At 31.6% G+C, this 14,890-nt stretch carries 11 protein-coding genes; 4 read left to right on the top strand and 7 right to left on the bottom strand.

The features are described from left to right. Positions 1-5: 5 nt before the first annotated feature. Both ACHRV5_RS06995 and ACHRV5_RS07000 read right to left on the bottom strand, forming a co-directional pair. Positions 6-1,490, bottom strand: a complete 1,485-nt coding sequence (locus ACHRV5_RS06995; RefSeq protein ID WP_230004071.1) for a GH3 auxin-responsive promoter family protein — start codon at positions 1,488-1,490, stop codon at positions 6-8. Positions 1,491-1,501: 11 nt separating this feature from the next. After that, positions 1,502-2,002, bottom strand: coding sequence for a hypothetical protein (locus tag ACHRV5_RS07000; protein WP_047774604.1), 501 nt, complete (start codon positions 2,000-2,002; stop codon positions 1,502-1,504). A gap of 209 nt (positions 2,003-2,211) precedes the next feature. Between ACHRV5_RS07000 and ACHRV5_RS07005 the strand changes: the two genes are divergently transcribed. Beyond that, the gene (locus ACHRV5_RS07005; protein WP_047774603.1) at positions 2,212-2,397 is read left to right on the top strand and encodes a twin-arginine translocase TatA/TatE family subunit; all 186 of its coding nucleotides are present in this window, start codon (positions 2,212-2,214) and stop codon (positions 2,395-2,397) included. A gap of 108 nt (positions 2,398-2,505) precedes the next feature. Here ACHRV5_RS07005 and ACHRV5_RS07010 read toward each other — a convergent pair whose 3' ends face one another. Further along, a complete protein-coding gene (locus ACHRV5_RS07010) occupies positions 2,506-4,629 on the bottom strand; it encodes a Tex family protein (RefSeq protein WP_395426249.1) in 2,124 nt (707 codons plus the stop codon). 116 nt (positions 4,630-4,745) lie between these two features. Here ACHRV5_RS07010 and ACHRV5_RS07015 point away from each other — a divergent pair, with 116 nt between their 5' ends. Then, the gene (locus tag ACHRV5_RS07015; RefSeq protein ID WP_395426250.1) at positions 4,746-5,015 is read left to right on the top strand and encodes a DUF1294 domain-containing protein; all 270 of its coding nucleotides are present in this window, start codon (positions 4,746-4,748) and stop codon (positions 5,013-5,015) included. A 60-nt stretch (positions 5,016-5,075) separates the two neighbouring features. Here ACHRV5_RS07015 and ACHRV5_RS07020 read toward each other — a convergent pair whose 3' ends face one another. The 4 genes from ACHRV5_RS07020 to ACHRV5_RS07035 all read right to left on the bottom strand — a co-directional run bounded on the left by ACHRV5_RS07020 (position 5,076) and on the right by ACHRV5_RS07035 (position 11,900). Further along, a complete protein-coding gene (locus tag ACHRV5_RS07020) occupies positions 5,076-6,989 on the bottom strand; it encodes a hypothetical protein (protein ID WP_395426251.1) in 1,914 nt (637 codons plus the stop codon). Beyond that, a complete protein-coding gene (locus ACHRV5_RS07025; RefSeq protein ID WP_395426252.1) occupies positions 6,986-8,851 on the bottom strand; it encodes a DUF3857 domain-containing protein in 1,866 nt (621 codons plus the stop codon). The genes ACHRV5_RS07020 and ACHRV5_RS07025 overlap by 4 nt, the downstream gene beginning before the upstream one ends. A gap of 360 nt (positions 8,852-9,211) precedes the next feature. Continuing rightward, positions 9,212-9,640, bottom strand: coding sequence for a ribose 5-phosphate isomerase B (rpiB, locus tag ACHRV5_RS07030; protein WP_047774594.1), 429 nt, complete (start codon positions 9,638-9,640; stop codon positions 9,212-9,214). A 2,026-nt stretch (positions 9,641-11,666) separates the two neighbouring features. Further along, complete coding sequence (locus tag ACHRV5_RS07035; RefSeq protein ID WP_047774592.1) at positions 11,667-11,900, bottom strand: DUF2007 domain-containing protein; 234 nt, start codon at positions 11,898-11,900, stop codon at positions 11,667-11,669. Positions 11,901-12,009: 109 nt separating this feature from the next. Between ACHRV5_RS07035 and rnr the strand changes: the two genes are divergently transcribed. Both rnr and ACHRV5_RS07045 read left to right on the top strand, forming a co-directional pair. After that, on the top strand, positions 12,010-14,190 hold the full coding sequence (gene rnr, locus ACHRV5_RS07040; protein WP_047774591.1) for a ribonuclease R: 2,181 nt from the start codon (positions 12,010-12,012) through the stop codon (positions 14,188-14,190). A 24-nt stretch (positions 14,191-14,214) separates the two neighbouring features. Beyond that, complete coding sequence (locus tag ACHRV5_RS07045; protein WP_395426253.1) at positions 14,215-14,883, top strand: head GIN domain-containing protein; 669 nt, start codon at positions 14,215-14,217, stop codon at positions 14,881-14,883. Positions 14,884-14,890 lie beyond the last annotated feature (7 nt).

Genomic DNA, 14,890 nt, shown 5'->3' on the forward strand with positions numbered 1-14,890 from the left:
TATTTCTATTTTAAATTATCCGCTATATCCCTATTATTTGATAGTCGTGGAATTTTATTTTGTCCGCCTAATTTTCCCTGTGATTTCATATAGTCCTGAAATCCGTTTTTCGAAACTTTTGTCACCACTACTTTTCGCAAAACATTCCCGGTAATCAGATCATCGTAATAAATGTTTTGCTTGCGCATTGCGTTATCAATTGCTTCTTCAAAGACTTCCATACTTTCCGGCTCTGTTTCAAACTCTACAAACCATTCGTGATAAGGTAATCCGCTTGACGGTATGATTTGTGGTGCAACTGTAAATTCGTTAATTACGACTTTTGTTCCTTCTGTCGCCTCTTTCATTGCATTTTCTACTTCGTTGGCGATAACATGTTCTCCAAAAGCAGAAATATAATGTTTGATTCGGCCTGAAACAATCACGCGATGCGGAAACAAGGTAGTAAACTGAACGGTATCTCCAATATTATATCGCCAAAGTCCTGCATTTGTAGAAATAATCAATGCATAGTTTACTCCAATTTCTACTTCGCCAACTGTATAACTTTTTGGGTTATTTTCGAAGAATTCATCTGCTTTGATAAACTCGTAAAAAATTCCCGAGTTCAGTAACAAAAGCATTCCTTTAATTTTTTGAGAATCCTGATAGGCAAAAAAACCTTCAGAGGCCGGAAACAACTCAATGCTGTCTACTTTTCTGCCAATCATGTTTTCAAACTTGGCCCGATACGGTTCGTAATTAACTCCGCCGTAAATAAACAAATTAAAATTTTTGAATAACTCCCCTATTTTTTTTCCACCGCTTTTTTCCTGCAAACGCTCAAAATACATTTGAACCCAAGATGGAATTCCCGAAATAATGGTCATGTCCTGTTCAATTGTTTCTTCAACAATAGCATTTACTTTGGTATCCCAATCTTCGATGCAGTTGGTTTCCCAGGATGGCATTCGGTTTTTTTGCAAATATTTCGGTACAAAATGTGCTCCAATTCCAGATAATCTGCCAAATTTAATTCCGTATTTCTCTACTAAAATAGGGCTTCCTTGCAGAAAAATCATTTTTCCGTCAACAAAATCTGCATTTCCACTTTCGTAGATATAGTGCAAAATCGCATTTCGGGAAGCTTCAATATGATACGGCATTGATTCTTTGGTCAACGGAATGTATTTTGCTCCGGAAGTTGTTCCCGAAGTTTTTGCAAAATAAAGAGGCTTTCCTTTCCACAATATGTCCTTTTCGCCCATTCTAACCTTATCAATGTACGGTTTTAAATCTTCATAATCCCGAATTGGAACTCTTTTCTTAAAATCGTGAACAGACTTTATTTTATCAAAATGATGATCAACGCCAAACTGAGTTTCTTTAGCACTTTGAATTAACTGCTTAAAAACTTCTTGCTGGGTTTCGACCGGTTTATTGGCCCAGGCAAATGTTTGATAGTATATTTTACTGGCAAATAATTTTGCCGCTACAGCTTTAATAGACATCCTTTATGATATTATTTCTTCTCTTTTTTATTTTTATCTCCTATTTTTCCGTTGGACTCCTTCTCTGCTTTATTTACTTCTTCCCTTAATTTAAGCTCTTCTTCTGTAACTTTCATATTTACTTCAGCAGCTTCATCGGTTTCTGCGAGAATGGAATCTTTATTGAATTTTGCATACTCCAATTCACCCCTCAGCACTTTCTGAACTCCTTTTATATAAGCCTCATTTTTCTTTAAGGCTCTTTCTAAAGAATCTGATTTTATGGCTAACTCCGTGGCATTTCGTTTCAATTCAGAAGAAGAATATCCCGGAATAAACTCGCGCAGTGGTGTAAATGCAATGATGAAAGTAGTAATTAAAATCAAAAAAATACCGCCTAAGGAGAAAACAACAAACACATTCATCAAGGTCAGTTTCAACGAAAACTGCTCTTCGAAAGTATCTTCATTCAAAATAATTAACCGGTTTTTGATGAATAATTTTTTTCTGAAATTGAATTTCTTCCTGGCCATTATCGTTATTTATTGCGAGCAAATATAAGAATTAATCATCTTTCTGATACCTGCCAAAATTAAGGGAATGTTCGTAAATTACTATTTTATGGAATATTTAACGCCTATTAAGATAAAAAATTACCAGCAAAATCATTTCCCGTATGCTAATTCTATATACCTTTGCCTAAAATTAGATACAAATTTGCTTCGGCATTAAATATACAATCATGGGAAGATTAGGTCTTACAGAAATCCTCGTAATAGTAGGTATTGTGATATTACTTTTTGGAGGTAAAAAAATTCCAGAATTAATGAAAGGTTTAGGAAGCGGAATTAAGGAATTTAAAAATGCTGCCAAAGACGATCAATCTGCTCCTGCTGCCAAAAAAGAAGAGGAAGAAACAAAACAATAGTTTTTTTAAACGTATTAAAAATCCCAAGCTACACTGTAGTCTTGGGATTTTTTTTATCTCAAAAATTCCAATAAATTTGGAATTTGGAATTTCAATATTGGAATTTTTTTAAAGTACCATCGTCAATTGAATCCTTTTTCTGTCCTCATCAACCTCTGTTACTTTCACATCAACATGTTGATGCAGTTTTACCACTTCGTTTACATCGCTCACAAAGCCGGCTTTTAGCTGCGAAATGTGAACCAATCCGCTTTCTTTGATTCCGATATCAACAAAACAGCCAAAATTGGTAATGTTATTCACAATTCCGGGTAAAATCATTCCGGTTCTAACGTCTTTGATTGATTTTACATTGGCATCAAATTCAAAAACCTTTGCAGACTTTCTAGGGTCTAATCCGGGCTTTTCAAGCTCTTTTATGATGTCTTTTAACGTTAGTAAACCAATTTCAGGTGTAATATAGTTTTCGGCCTTAATTAGGGCTGTTTTCTCTTTGTTGGCAATTAAGTCGTTTACGGAAAGTTTCAGATCTTTTGCCATTTTCTCTACCACCGGATAAGCTTCCGGATGCACAGCTGAATTGTCTAATGGATTTTTTGCATTCGAAATTCGGATAAACGCCGCTCCCTGCTGATACGCTTTCTCGCCTAAGCGAGGCACTTTTTTTAACTGTTTTCTATCTTCGAAAGGGCCGTTTTCTGAACGGTATTGCACGATATTTTCGGCCAGCTTCTCTCCTATTCCACTCACATAGCTTAGTAAATGTTTACTTGCCGTATTGATATTGATCCCCACCGAGTTCACACAACGAATTACCGTATTGTCTAATTCTTCTTTAAGTTTCGTTTGGTCAACATCATGTTGGTATTGTCCTACTCCAATTGCTTTTGGGTCGATTTTTACCAATTCTGCCAAAGGATCAGAAAGTCTTCGCCCGATAGAAACCGAACCACGAACAGTAACATCATAATTTGGAAATTCTTCACGCGCAATTTTTGAAGCCGAATATACTGATGCTCCTGCCTCAGAAACAATAAAAACCTGCAACGGTTTGTCAAACGCAATTTTTTTAATAAAAAACTCTGTTTCTCTTGAAGCCGTTCCGTTTCCGATTGAAATGGCATCAATCTGATACGCATTTACCATCGAACGGATTTTCTTAATTGCCATGGTTTCCTCATTTTGAGGGGCATGCGGGTAAATGGTTTCGTTGTACAACAAATCACCTCGTTCGTCCAGACAAACTACTTTACAACCACTTCTAAAACCCGGATCTATCGCCAGAATTCTTTTTTCACCTAAAGGCGGTGCTAGTAACAACTGTCCTAAATTATTGGCAAAAACCTGAATAGAATTAGCATCGGCTTTGGCTTTGGCTTCCTGGAGGGTTTCATTTCCAATTGCCGGATTTAACAACCGTTTATAACTGTCTTCAATCGCCAATTGTAAATGTGCTGTGGTGCTATTTTGTTTTTTGATCACAATCTCGTCTATTATATCATAGGCTTCATCAAGATCCACTTCGATTTTCATTTTAACAAAACCTTCATTTTCTGCACGAAGCATTGCTAATAATCGGTGTGAAGGCGCTTTGGTTAAGGGTTCGTCCCAGTCAAAATACTGACTGAATTTCTTGGCATTTTCATCTTCCTCCTTCTTTTTTACCACTTTTGTAGCGATCGTTGCTTTGCGCTGATATAACCTTCTAAGTTGTTTACGAACATAAATATTCTCATTAATCCACTCTGCAACAATATCACGCGCACCTTGCATTGCAGCTTCTTCATTAATAACGTTATCATTAAGATATTGCGTCGAAATAAAATCAACGTCAACATCATTTTGCGACATTATAATTTTGGCCAACGGTTCTAAACCGAATTCACGGGCCACATCTGCTTTTGTTTTTTTCTTCTTTTTAAAAGGCAGATAAAAATCTTCTATCTCCTGTAAATCAAAACTTTGTTCAATTTTTTGCTTCAATTCCGGCGTAAGCGCTTTTTGTTCTTCGATAGATTTTAAAACTGCTTCTTTGCGTTTTACAATCGTATCATACTCTTTCTGAAGCTTCGCAATTTGTTCAATCACTACTTCATCCAGATTTCCCGTAGTATCTTTTCGGTAACGGGAGATAAACGGAATTGTACAATCTTCGTCTAATAATTTTACCGTGTTTTGAATGTTGATCGCTGCTGTTTGAACAGACTTGGCAATGAATTGAATATTAGTCATACTTTAATGAAATAATTTCTTGATTATAAAATGAGATAATTTGTAACCTGAAACGATAGCCACAAATTGATCATTCACTTGGCTAAAATAATATCTTTGTTTCTAATTTTAGTCCCATGAAAGTTTTATTACTCTATTTTTTAATTGTAAACAGTCTCACTTTTCTCATTGCTGGATATGATAAATACCTGGCAATCAAAAATAAAAGCAGAATTTCCGAAAATACATTGTTTACAATGGCCTTAATTGGCGGCTCAGTCGGATTATTACTGGCAATGATATTGTTTAGACATAAAACGAGTAAAACCTCTTTTATTGTAAAGTTTTTGATAATTATATTGCTTCAAATTTTAGCACTCTTTCTTAAACTAACTAACAAAATCTAAATAATTAGTATTCAAATTTTTAGATAATTATAGTTTATTTACCCGTTTTTGTGCTGAAACTTATTTCTTTGGCCTCAAAACTACTGATGCTTTTGTAAAATCTGAAGCTGCATTAACAACCATTCTATAATCTTGATATAATTCTTTTGGATAATTAATTGAATTATAGATTTCAAAAACCTCAACTATTAATTGGTTTCCTTCTATTTTAGCAATAGATTTAAAAGAACAGTTTTTACTTGCGTCCCCTTCCATTTTTTTATCTATTATCAAGTCCTTAAAACTCTCTACTTCGTAACCATTTGGAATATCAAAAATTATTTTATGCCTAAAAGTTTTGGCACAACCTAGATCAACATCCCATTTTCTTTCCGTTTCTTGGTATAAATTAATATGGCTACCGATTATTTTTCCAAGATTAACCAAAACTAGATTACCAGCATTTTCAATTAAAGACTCCTCAGCTTCGGCCTTAACTTTTACAACATAAGGTGTATTGATATAATTATACTTAAATTCTTGATTTTCGAAGCTGTAAGTAGTTATTTTTAAATTAAATTTATCCCCAAATGTTTTCGTCTTAATTGCTTCAACGAGTTCTTTTTCGTCTTTATTTTCTTTAAGATATTTTATCCAATTTCTATACATTTGTCCATCATACCCGCTGCTTGAATATGTTTTTTCTATTGTTGCAGTAGTCAGATCTTCTGAGAGCGAAACCGTACTTTGTGATTCGTTTACAGTATATTCAGCGGGAGCTATTGGAAAAGTAATTCTGGAAATTATATTTCCTTTTTGAGCTGGATTATAAGATACCCCTTTTGATCCTTGTATTTCATACATTGGATAACCATAACTTAAATATTTCTCATAAGGAGATAAAAATTTCCTTGTCTCCGGAATATAATACATAAACTCATGTGACAATGGCAAGACAAACCTTTCTCCATCTACTTCACCTAAAAATCTGGACATACCAACAACAACTTCGTATTGGATTTTTGATTCTTTTAATACAAATCCATACAATTCAAAAAGATCACTTGACTTCAATTTTTGTTTTCCATCGTTCAAATTCGTTATCTTTTTGGCTGTTTCTCCTCTCCAAACAAAATCAAAATTCTCTTTTATATAATTATCTATTGTAATTAACTTTTCTTCCGTTGATAGACTATTAATATTCAATTTTTCTATAAAATCACGAGCTTGATTTTTTTTGAAATATTGAAAAAATGGCTTCTTATAATAAGTAGGTAAAAAATAATTCCACCTATATGTATCTACCGGTGGTGTAGAAACCATATAAATTAATTTTATTAAATTCTTTACATTTCGCGCATTTGCCTCTTCTTTATATGGAGGAATATTTGAAGCTTTTGCAATGGTTTTGCCATTAAAATTGCTCATTTCAAATTCTGATGAAGCGAAAGTGTTGAACGTTACTCCATCTTTTGTAGTGGTAAACTCAGCTAATAAAACGGGAATATCTTTTTGAAAAATTTCAACTCCATACGAAGATGGACTTTCTTTTACAATAAAATAATACTCTAAAATATCTCCAGCTTCGACACCTTCAAAAACAATCGATTTTACTTTATCGATCTCAGTTTCAATAATTTTATCCTCAGGTAATATTTTTATATCTCCATTAGGTTTTATAACACGTGCATGAAAATCCCTAACATCTCTGATATACCCATTATCTTGAGCTTTAATCTTATTGTATTTATTAATTTCCTCCGCTTTATTAATTTTTATTGCAGTGTGGTTCATTGCAAAAGTAGCAAAGGCATAATATCCTACTCGCGTATGTATCCAACGTTTATCAAAAAGAACTACTGCGGGTTGATTTTTATATTCTTCCGGAATTTCATTAAAAATAGGTTTTTCATCCCATGCGTAATTTTTTATTTCTTGCGAATAACTGTGAACAGAAAAAAATAAGACAAGAATTAAGGTAATTTTTTTTATCATTTTGAAAGAATTATAGATTGATTGTATTGTTTAATTACTGCTTTTATAAAAGAATTCCATAACACAAAATCTTTAGTTTCTAGCAATAATTTTTTATGTTCAACCCTTTGTGTTACATTGATTGTGTTTTTCTGTACTTTGTATTGAATGGCAAAACTTCCTAAATCATTTTCTGTTTTTACACTTTCCGGCAAAAATTCAACTTTATAGTTTGAAGGTAATTCATACTCATATTGGATTTCGTATACATAAGTAAAACTATTTTCTATTGAAAGTTTTCTGTTTTCTACATCTATTAAACTTTCTTTTAAAGGAAAAACTAATACCGGTTTTAATAATAATTTACCATTAACATCTTTTACTCCGTCTTCTAATTTTAATTTAAAATTTACTTTTGAAGGAAGTTCTTCATAATCATTCTTTTGTAATTCCTTTATTTCTAATTGTATTTTTTGATTATAAGCTGTAACCGTATTTTTCCAAATTTCATTTCCTTTTTGATTGTACGCTGAAAGATTATTTAATAATTCACTTTTTTTTAGTCCTGAAACTGTTGCACTTACATCTCCTAAAATATGATTATTTTCGATATTCAATTTCATAAAAATTGCCACTTTATTCTTATCGGATTCGACTTGCGGAACAATCTCTAATTTAAAATCATTTTCCGTTTTACCACCTATTAAAGCTTCTTTTCCTTGTATAAAAGGAGACGGAAATGTAAAAGGGCAAAATTTATCTGTTGCATCCAAAAAATAACTTTTACCATCAATAACAACATTAGTTATCATGTGATTATCAACCAAAGGAGTTGGAACTTCGGCATAGGTGTAAGGTTTCCCACGAGTTCCGATCCAGGTAATATTAGAATCTAAATTTGCATATCGTAGCATTTGATTCAAAATATTGGCCATGTCCTTACAATCACCATATAATTTTTGATAAACAGCTCCGGCATCTCTGGGAATAAAACCTTCCATTCCATCTTCAAAAGCAACATAATGCATATTTTGTTGCACCCATTGATAGATTGCTTTAGCTTTCTCAAAATCAGTTTTTTTATCTTTTATTATATCTAATGTTTTGTTTTTTAAAACTGTTTGATCTGTTTTATTAATATCTTTTAAAAGTGAAAAATACCATTCATATAATCTTTCCGGTGTGCCTAATAGTTCCTTTTTGTTACCTTCATAAGTATAACTTTTGATGTAGTAAATAACGTGTGGCATAAAATATAGTAAACTTGGCATGTTTTCTTCCTTTTTAAACTCCGGAATATCTTTTGCCTCCCAAGTGTAAACATCAAAGCCATCTTTTTTTGTTTTGGTAAAAACAATTTTGTCTTGGTAATTCCCAAAAACTTTATACCCAATTTCTATACTGGGCGCACATTTAATTTGAAATTTTGAAGCTTCTGTTTTTATTGAATGTTGAAATTGAAAAAAGGATAACAAACGAGGTTGTTTAATTTTACTTTTATAAGAGAATTCAATTATCGAGTTGTCTTCTACTTTTGGAAGTACAAAATATTTGAATTGACTATCGCTCTTATAAATATTTTCAATTTTTGTATCATATGTTTGAACAGATGAAGAATTTAAATCTGTTCTTTTTTGAGTTTCTACAACAAAAGTAGATCCTTTAATATCTGAAATCTCATTAAAACTATCAAATGGAATTCGAATCGAATATTCTTCTGTATTTTTACTTTTCGAAACTACTCTACTTTCATATACAAAAGATTCAATTTCTAAACCATTATCAGAATTAATAACAATGGTTTCGCTTGCCAAATTTATTTTAGACTTTTCCTGAGAAAACAATTGAAAGGAAAACAGGAATATTGTAATGTATTTTTTCATTTTTTTTATAAGATATTCTTTAAAATGACTACTATTTGAAATAACTTTTTTCAATAATAGCCGCAGAAAACTTTTCTTAAACTATAAAATCTTAAGAATTTTCTACTTTTCTATATTTTTGATTGAATACTGACTAGTAACTTTTCTCCTCTATACTTTTAGCAACAGTATTAGAAGAGAAATTCAACCAATAAATTTATATTCAATTTTTTGAGGGCAAAATAGCGCACAATTTCATCATAAAGACAAAGCCACAATTATTAATGTTAAAACACTAACAAAAGCGGCTATCAATTTATCTATTTTATAACCAAATGTTTATTTTCTGTAATTGTGGTTTTAAACATACCACAAAATATATTAGCAACTTATTTTATCCACTCTATTTTGGTGTCTTCCACCTTCAAATGCTGTAGTTAAAAACGTTTCAACTATTTCTACAGCCTGAGGAATAGAAGTAAAACGTGCCGGAATACTAACAATGTTAGCATCATTGTGTAAACGGGTTAAATAAGCAATTTCTTTAGTCCAGCAAAGACCAGCTCTTACTTTTGGGTGTTTGTTTGCTGTCATTGCTATTCCGTTTCCACTGCCGCAAATTACAATTCCGAAGTCGGCTTTCCCCTCAGATACATCAGTGGCCACCGGATGTCCAAAATCAGGATAATCAACAGAATCCTCAGAATCAGTTCCATAATTGGTTACTTCATATCCTTTTGCTTTCAACATCGCAACAATTGCTTTTTTATACTCTGGTCCTGCGTGATCGTTTCCTATCGAGATTTTCATTTTTAAATACTATTAAGTTGTGTGGCACAAATTTAACCAAAGAATTTTGAAGTAAATCTATTTCAAAAGAAAAGTTGAACACCGATTACACTAATTTTCACTAATTCCTCCTTTTAAAATTACAGGAATAGACATTTTATGAAATTTGGGAAAATTAGCGCGATTAGTGACTGAAATAACTATTTAATTTTCAATACATTAAGGTTATTAACAATTATTAATACCTATATAAATAATTGATAATCAACATATAAATGGTGCACTTTTATTATAAACTAACTTAAAACCTAAAGCTCAACACGGATTACACTAATTTTCACTAATTCCTCTTTTTAAAATTCTACGAATGGGCATTTTACGAAATTCGGGAATGAAATAACTATTTAATTTTCAATACATTAAGGTTATTAACAATTATTAATATTCATATAAATCACTGATAATCAAGACATAAATGGTGCACTTTTATTATAAACTAACTTAAAACGTAAAATTCAACACCGATTACACTAATTTTCACTAATTCCTCTTTTTAAAATTGCAGGAATGGGCATTTTATAAAATTCGCGTAAATTAGTGTAATTCGTGGTTTAAATAACTATTTAATTTTCAACACATTAAGGTTATTAACAATTATTAATATCTACATAAATAACTGATAATCAATATACAAATAGTGCATTTTTATTATAAACAAACTTAAAACGCAAAGCTGAACACGAATTCTACCGATTTTCACTGATTTTTCTTTTTAAAAATTACATAAATAGATATTTCATAAACACTTTTTTCCAATTAGTGAAAATTAGTGTAAGTAGTGGCAAAAAAACACTAAATAACTATCTGATTTTAAATAAATTAACGTTATTAACAATTGCTAACATCTATCTAAATAACTGATAATCAATATACAATTAGTGTATTTTATTCTAAACCATATCCTAATTATTACCTATATCTAACTCGTTGATACTAAACATAACAAACACTAAATAAAATAACTTAAAAATATAAAGTTAGCCACAAATTATACCAATATTCACTAATATTTCTTTTAAAACTACAGAAATACACACGTTATCAACATTTTTTTTCAATTTGCGGTAATTCATGTAATTCGTGGCAAAAAAAAGCTAAATAACTACCTAATATTAAATACGTTAACGTTATTAACAATTATCAACATCTGTATAAATTACTGATTATCAATATATCAGTAGTACATTTTATTTTAAGCCAATTTTAAAAGAAAAGTTTGCCTCGAATTACACCAATCTTTACCAATTTTTCTTTTAAAATTTATAGAAATAGCCACTTTATAAACACTTTTTTCAATCCGTGGAAGTTATTGCAATTCGTGGCGAAAAAACATCTAATACAACTGCCTTAATTTCAAAATGTTAACGTTATTAACAATTTTAGTATCTCCATAAGAAGCTGATTATCAATTAAGAATAAACAATGTTTTTGTTAAAATTTTAGAATGTTAATACTGAAACCTAATTCATTGATATTCAGTTAACCTTAAATTAACATTATCTGTTAATAACTAAAGATAGAAAATTAGAAGTTTTTTTTGGTCGTGTCGAAAAAAAACCTAATCCAAAACCGGAATGAAATAACCTAATAAAGTTTCATGAATTTTTAGAAAAGTTATCAAGATCAAAAATACCATTTTCAACAAAAATCGACATATGAACTTATCTACAAAATCAATTCATTTTAGGTTGTCAACCGTTGTTAATTAAAATTCAAAAAGTCTTAAAAACTAATCCTTTAACAAAATATAAGTATGTTGATAACTCTAGATAACTAAGAGAAACTTCATTTCAATACTTTTAAAAATAAAATTATTGTACCTATTAACACGCTATAATAACAACCAAAATTTAATTAAATTTAAAATTTCTTTTTTGTTGTATTTAATATATGTTGACAACTTTGAAAGTTTAAAAAGAAAAAAAACTGAATTTGAGTTTTCAGATTGATTTGTAATTGAAATTGATTTTTGAAATTGTAAATTGTTTCAAACGATTTTCAAAGGATTGTTGAGATTGTCCAGGATTTCCTGAACTTGTTCGAAATCGTTGGGATGTACTTTGAGTTTGATTCCACCCAGCGCTGCAGAGTAGAAGGGAACCACAGATAAAGTGATTTCGTTTTCAAAAAAATAAGGAATTCCTTCTTGCTCCAGTAAGTGTTTGAGAATTACCGTTTCGTGCTCGAAATTGAATATGGCAATCGTTTTAAAGGTTTCCATAAAAGGTCTTTTTGTAAAGATACGAAAGTTATATTTTTAATAATTCTATTTGTTAAAATCTGTTATCTGATATCTTATTTGTAATTTTAAACCTTATAAGAAAAGATATATGAGTAAGAAAATTAGAAAGCCGATAAAAAATGAGAAAGATTTCTCCAGTAAGATAGTAAAGATTTTATCGCAAAGCCCGAATAAAGCATTTAATTACAAACAGATAGGAGCAAAGTTAGAACTTGATGATACCAAAAGCAGAAACCAGATTATTAAAGATTTAAAGATTCTGGCTGCTTCAAAAAAAATTATAGAATCTGAACCCGGTAAATATTTAGTAAAAGCAGAAAGTCAGGATTACTACGAAGGAACAATTGATATGACAAGCCGTAAAACAGCTTATTTCATTTGCCCTGATTTTACAGAAGATGTTTTTATCCCAACGAATAATTTGAATCGTGCCCTGGATAAAGACAAAGTTAAAGTATACGTTTACAACCGAAGAAAAGGGAAAAGACCTGAAGGTGAAGTAATTGAAGTTGTAGAAAGAAATAAAACTGATTTTGTCGGAGTTATTGACATTCAGGCCAATTTTGCCTTCGTTTCTACAGCAAATCCTAAAATGTATACCGATATTTTTATTCCAAAAGATAAAATAGGCGAAGCAGAAAATGGTGATGTTGTTTTGGTTACCATTGAAGATTGGCCAAAAAGAGCCGATAGTCCGTTTGGATCTGTGGTTCGTGTTTTAGGAAAACCCGGAGAACACAATACAGAAATTCATGCTATTTTAGCAGAATATGGTTTGCCGGCAGATTTTCCGGTAGAAGTAGAGGTCTATGCACAAAAGATAGACACTACCATTCAGGAAGCTGAAATTGCAAAACGTCGTGATATGCGTGATACGCTTACGTTTACGATAGATCCAAAAGATGCAAAAGATTTTGATGATGCCTTGTCTTTCAAAAAGTTAGAGAATGGAAATTATGAAATCGGAATCCATATTGCCGATGTTTCGTATTATCTGGAAGAAGGAACTATTTTAGATGATGAAGCTTATCAACGTGCTACTTCGGTTTATTTAGTTGACAGGGTAGTGCCAATGCTTCCGGAAGTTTTGTCTAATTTTGCCTGTTCGCTACGTCCGAATGAAGAAAAATATACATTCTCTGCTGTTTTTGAAGTTTCAGAAAATGCACAAGTTATCAACCAATGGTTTGGAAGAACTGTAATTTATTCTGATCAGCGTTTTGCTTACGAAGAAGCACAATATATCATTGAAACAAAAGATCATACCATCCCGGTTGATATTTCAATTACCGGAAGTTCGTATTTAGTTTCAGATGAAATTGTTCAGGCTACTTTAAAATTAGATGAATTAGCTAAGATTCTGAGAAGAAAAAGAATGGCCAATGGTGCGATTTCGTTTGATAAAGTAGAAGTAAAATTCAATTTAGACGAGCAAGGAGAACCGGAAGGTGTTTATTTCAAAGTTTCAAAAGATGCCAATCATCTGATTGAAGAATTCATGCTTTTAGCCAACCGAAAAGTGGCCGAATACATTGGAAAACAAAAGAAAACATTTGTTTACAGAATTCACGATGAGCCAAATGAAGACAAACTAATTGCCATGCAATCGGTTATTGCGAAGTTTGGTTATAAGATTGATTTTAGAAACAAAGGAGATATTTCGAAATCATTGAATGCTTTGATGGAAGAAGTAAATGGTAAAAAAGAGCAGAATTTAATTGATACTCTTGCCATTAGAAGTATGAGTAAAGCCAAATATTCGACAGAGAATATTGGACATTATGGTCTGGCTTTTGATTATTACAGTCACTTTACTTCGCCAATTCGTCGTTATCCGGACGTTATGGTGCATCGCTTATTGCAGTATTATTTAGACAAAGGAGCTTCTGTAGACGAAGAAGTGTATGAAACAAAATGTTTGCATTGCTCAAATATGGAAAGTTTAGCGACTAATGCGGAACGTGATAGTATCAAATACATGCAGGTGAAATACATGCAGGACCATCAGGACGAAGAGTTTTTGGGTGTTATTTCAGGTGTTACGGAATGGGGAATTTATGTTGAAATCGTTTCGAACAAATGTGAAGGAATGGTTAGAATTCGCGAAATAAAAGACGATTATTATACTTTTGATGAAAAGCAGTATGCCTTAGTTGGTGCGACTTCAAACAGTATTTTACAATTAGGAGATGAAATTTACGTTAAAGTAAAAAATGCAGATTTAGTTAAGAAACAATTGGATTTTCATTTTTTAAGAAGAGCTGAATAATTGTTAAATTAAAAGAAAAGTAACATGAAAAAATTAATTATAGGTGCCGCGATATTAGTGGCACAATTGTCTTTTGGACAAGTAACCAAAGAGTTAGGAGATTTTGATTCTGTAAAAGTTTTTGATAAGCTAAGTGTAAAACTGGTGCCGTCTTCAGAAAATAAAATTGTTATAAAAGGGACTCGTGAAGCAGAAGTTGAAGTGGTTAACAAAAAAGGATTATTAAAATTAAGAATGCCTTTCCCTAAATTATTATCCGGTAATGATTTGGATATTACGCTGTATTACAAACATCTTGAGCTAATAGATGTTAATGAAGGCGCAACTGTAGACGGAAAAGAAGCTATAAAAGCTACTGTTTTTAAAGTTAGTGCACAAGAAGGCGGAAAAATCAATGTAGTATTAGAGGTAGATAAACTAAATGTAAGCTCTGTTTCCGGTGGTGAAATCACTTTATCAGGTAAAGCAGCGAATCAGGATGCAAGTTTGGGAGCAGGAGGATATCTTCTGGCAAGTAAATTAAGTACCTCTCAAACGAAAGTAAGCGTTTCTGCGGGAGGAAAAGCAGATGTGAATGCTTCTACCCTTGTAGATGCAAAAGTAAGCGCAGGAGGCTCTATTTACATTTATGGAAAACCAAAACAAATCAATCAGAAAACGGTTTTCGGAGGAAAAATTGAAGAAGTAAAGTAAATTAATT

Origin of the sequence: Flavobacterium sp. FlaQc-52 (assembly GCF_044007495.1) — a bacterium.
In the GTDB taxonomy this organism is placed as follows: domain Bacteria; phylum Bacteroidota; class Bacteroidia; order Flavobacteriales; family Flavobacteriaceae; genus Flavobacterium; species Flavobacterium cupriresistens.

What these genes read in the sequence shown, in the direction of transcription:
- ACHRV5_RS07020 (WP_395426251.1), bottom strand. Translation starts at nt 6,989, where the DNA reads ATGATAAAAAAAATTACCTTAATTCTTGTCTTATTTTTTTCTGTTCAC.
- ACHRV5_RS06995 (WP_230004071.1), bottom strand. Translation starts at nt 1,490, where the DNA reads ATGTCTATTAAAGCTGTAGCGGCAAAATTATTTGCCAGTAAAATATAC.
- ACHRV5_RS07000 (WP_047774604.1), bottom strand. Translation starts at nt 2,002, where the DNA reads ATGGCCAGGAAGAAATTCAATTTCAGAAAAAAATTATTCATCAAAAAC.
- rnr (WP_047774591.1), top strand. Translation starts at nt 12,010, where the DNA reads ATGAGTAAGAAAATTAGAAAGCCGATAAAAAATGAGAAAGATTTCTCC.
- ACHRV5_RS07025 (WP_395426252.1), bottom strand. Translation starts at nt 8,851, where the DNA reads ATGAAAAAATACATTACAATATTCCTGTTTTCCTTTCAATTGTTTTCT.
- rpiB (WP_047774594.1), bottom strand. Translation starts at nt 9,640, where the DNA reads ATGAAAATCTCGATAGGAAACGATCACGCAGGACCAGAGTATAAAAAA.
- ACHRV5_RS07045 (WP_395426253.1), top strand. Translation starts at nt 14,215, where the DNA reads ATGAAAAAATTAATTATAGGTGCCGCGATATTAGTGGCACAATTGTCT.
- ACHRV5_RS07015 (WP_395426250.1), top strand. Translation starts at nt 4,746, where the DNA reads ATGAAAGTTTTATTACTCTATTTTTTAATTGTAAACAGTCTCACTTTT.
- ACHRV5_RS07035 (WP_047774592.1), bottom strand. Translation starts at nt 11,900, where the DNA reads ATGGAAACCTTTAAAACGATTGCCATATTCAATTTCGAGCACGAAACG.
- ACHRV5_RS07005 (WP_047774603.1), top strand. Translation starts at nt 2,212, where the DNA reads ATGGGAAGATTAGGTCTTACAGAAATCCTCGTAATAGTAGGTATTGTG.
- ACHRV5_RS07010 (WP_395426249.1), bottom strand. Translation starts at nt 4,629, where the DNA reads ATGACTAATATTCAATTCATTGCCAAGTCTGTTCAAACAGCAGCGATC.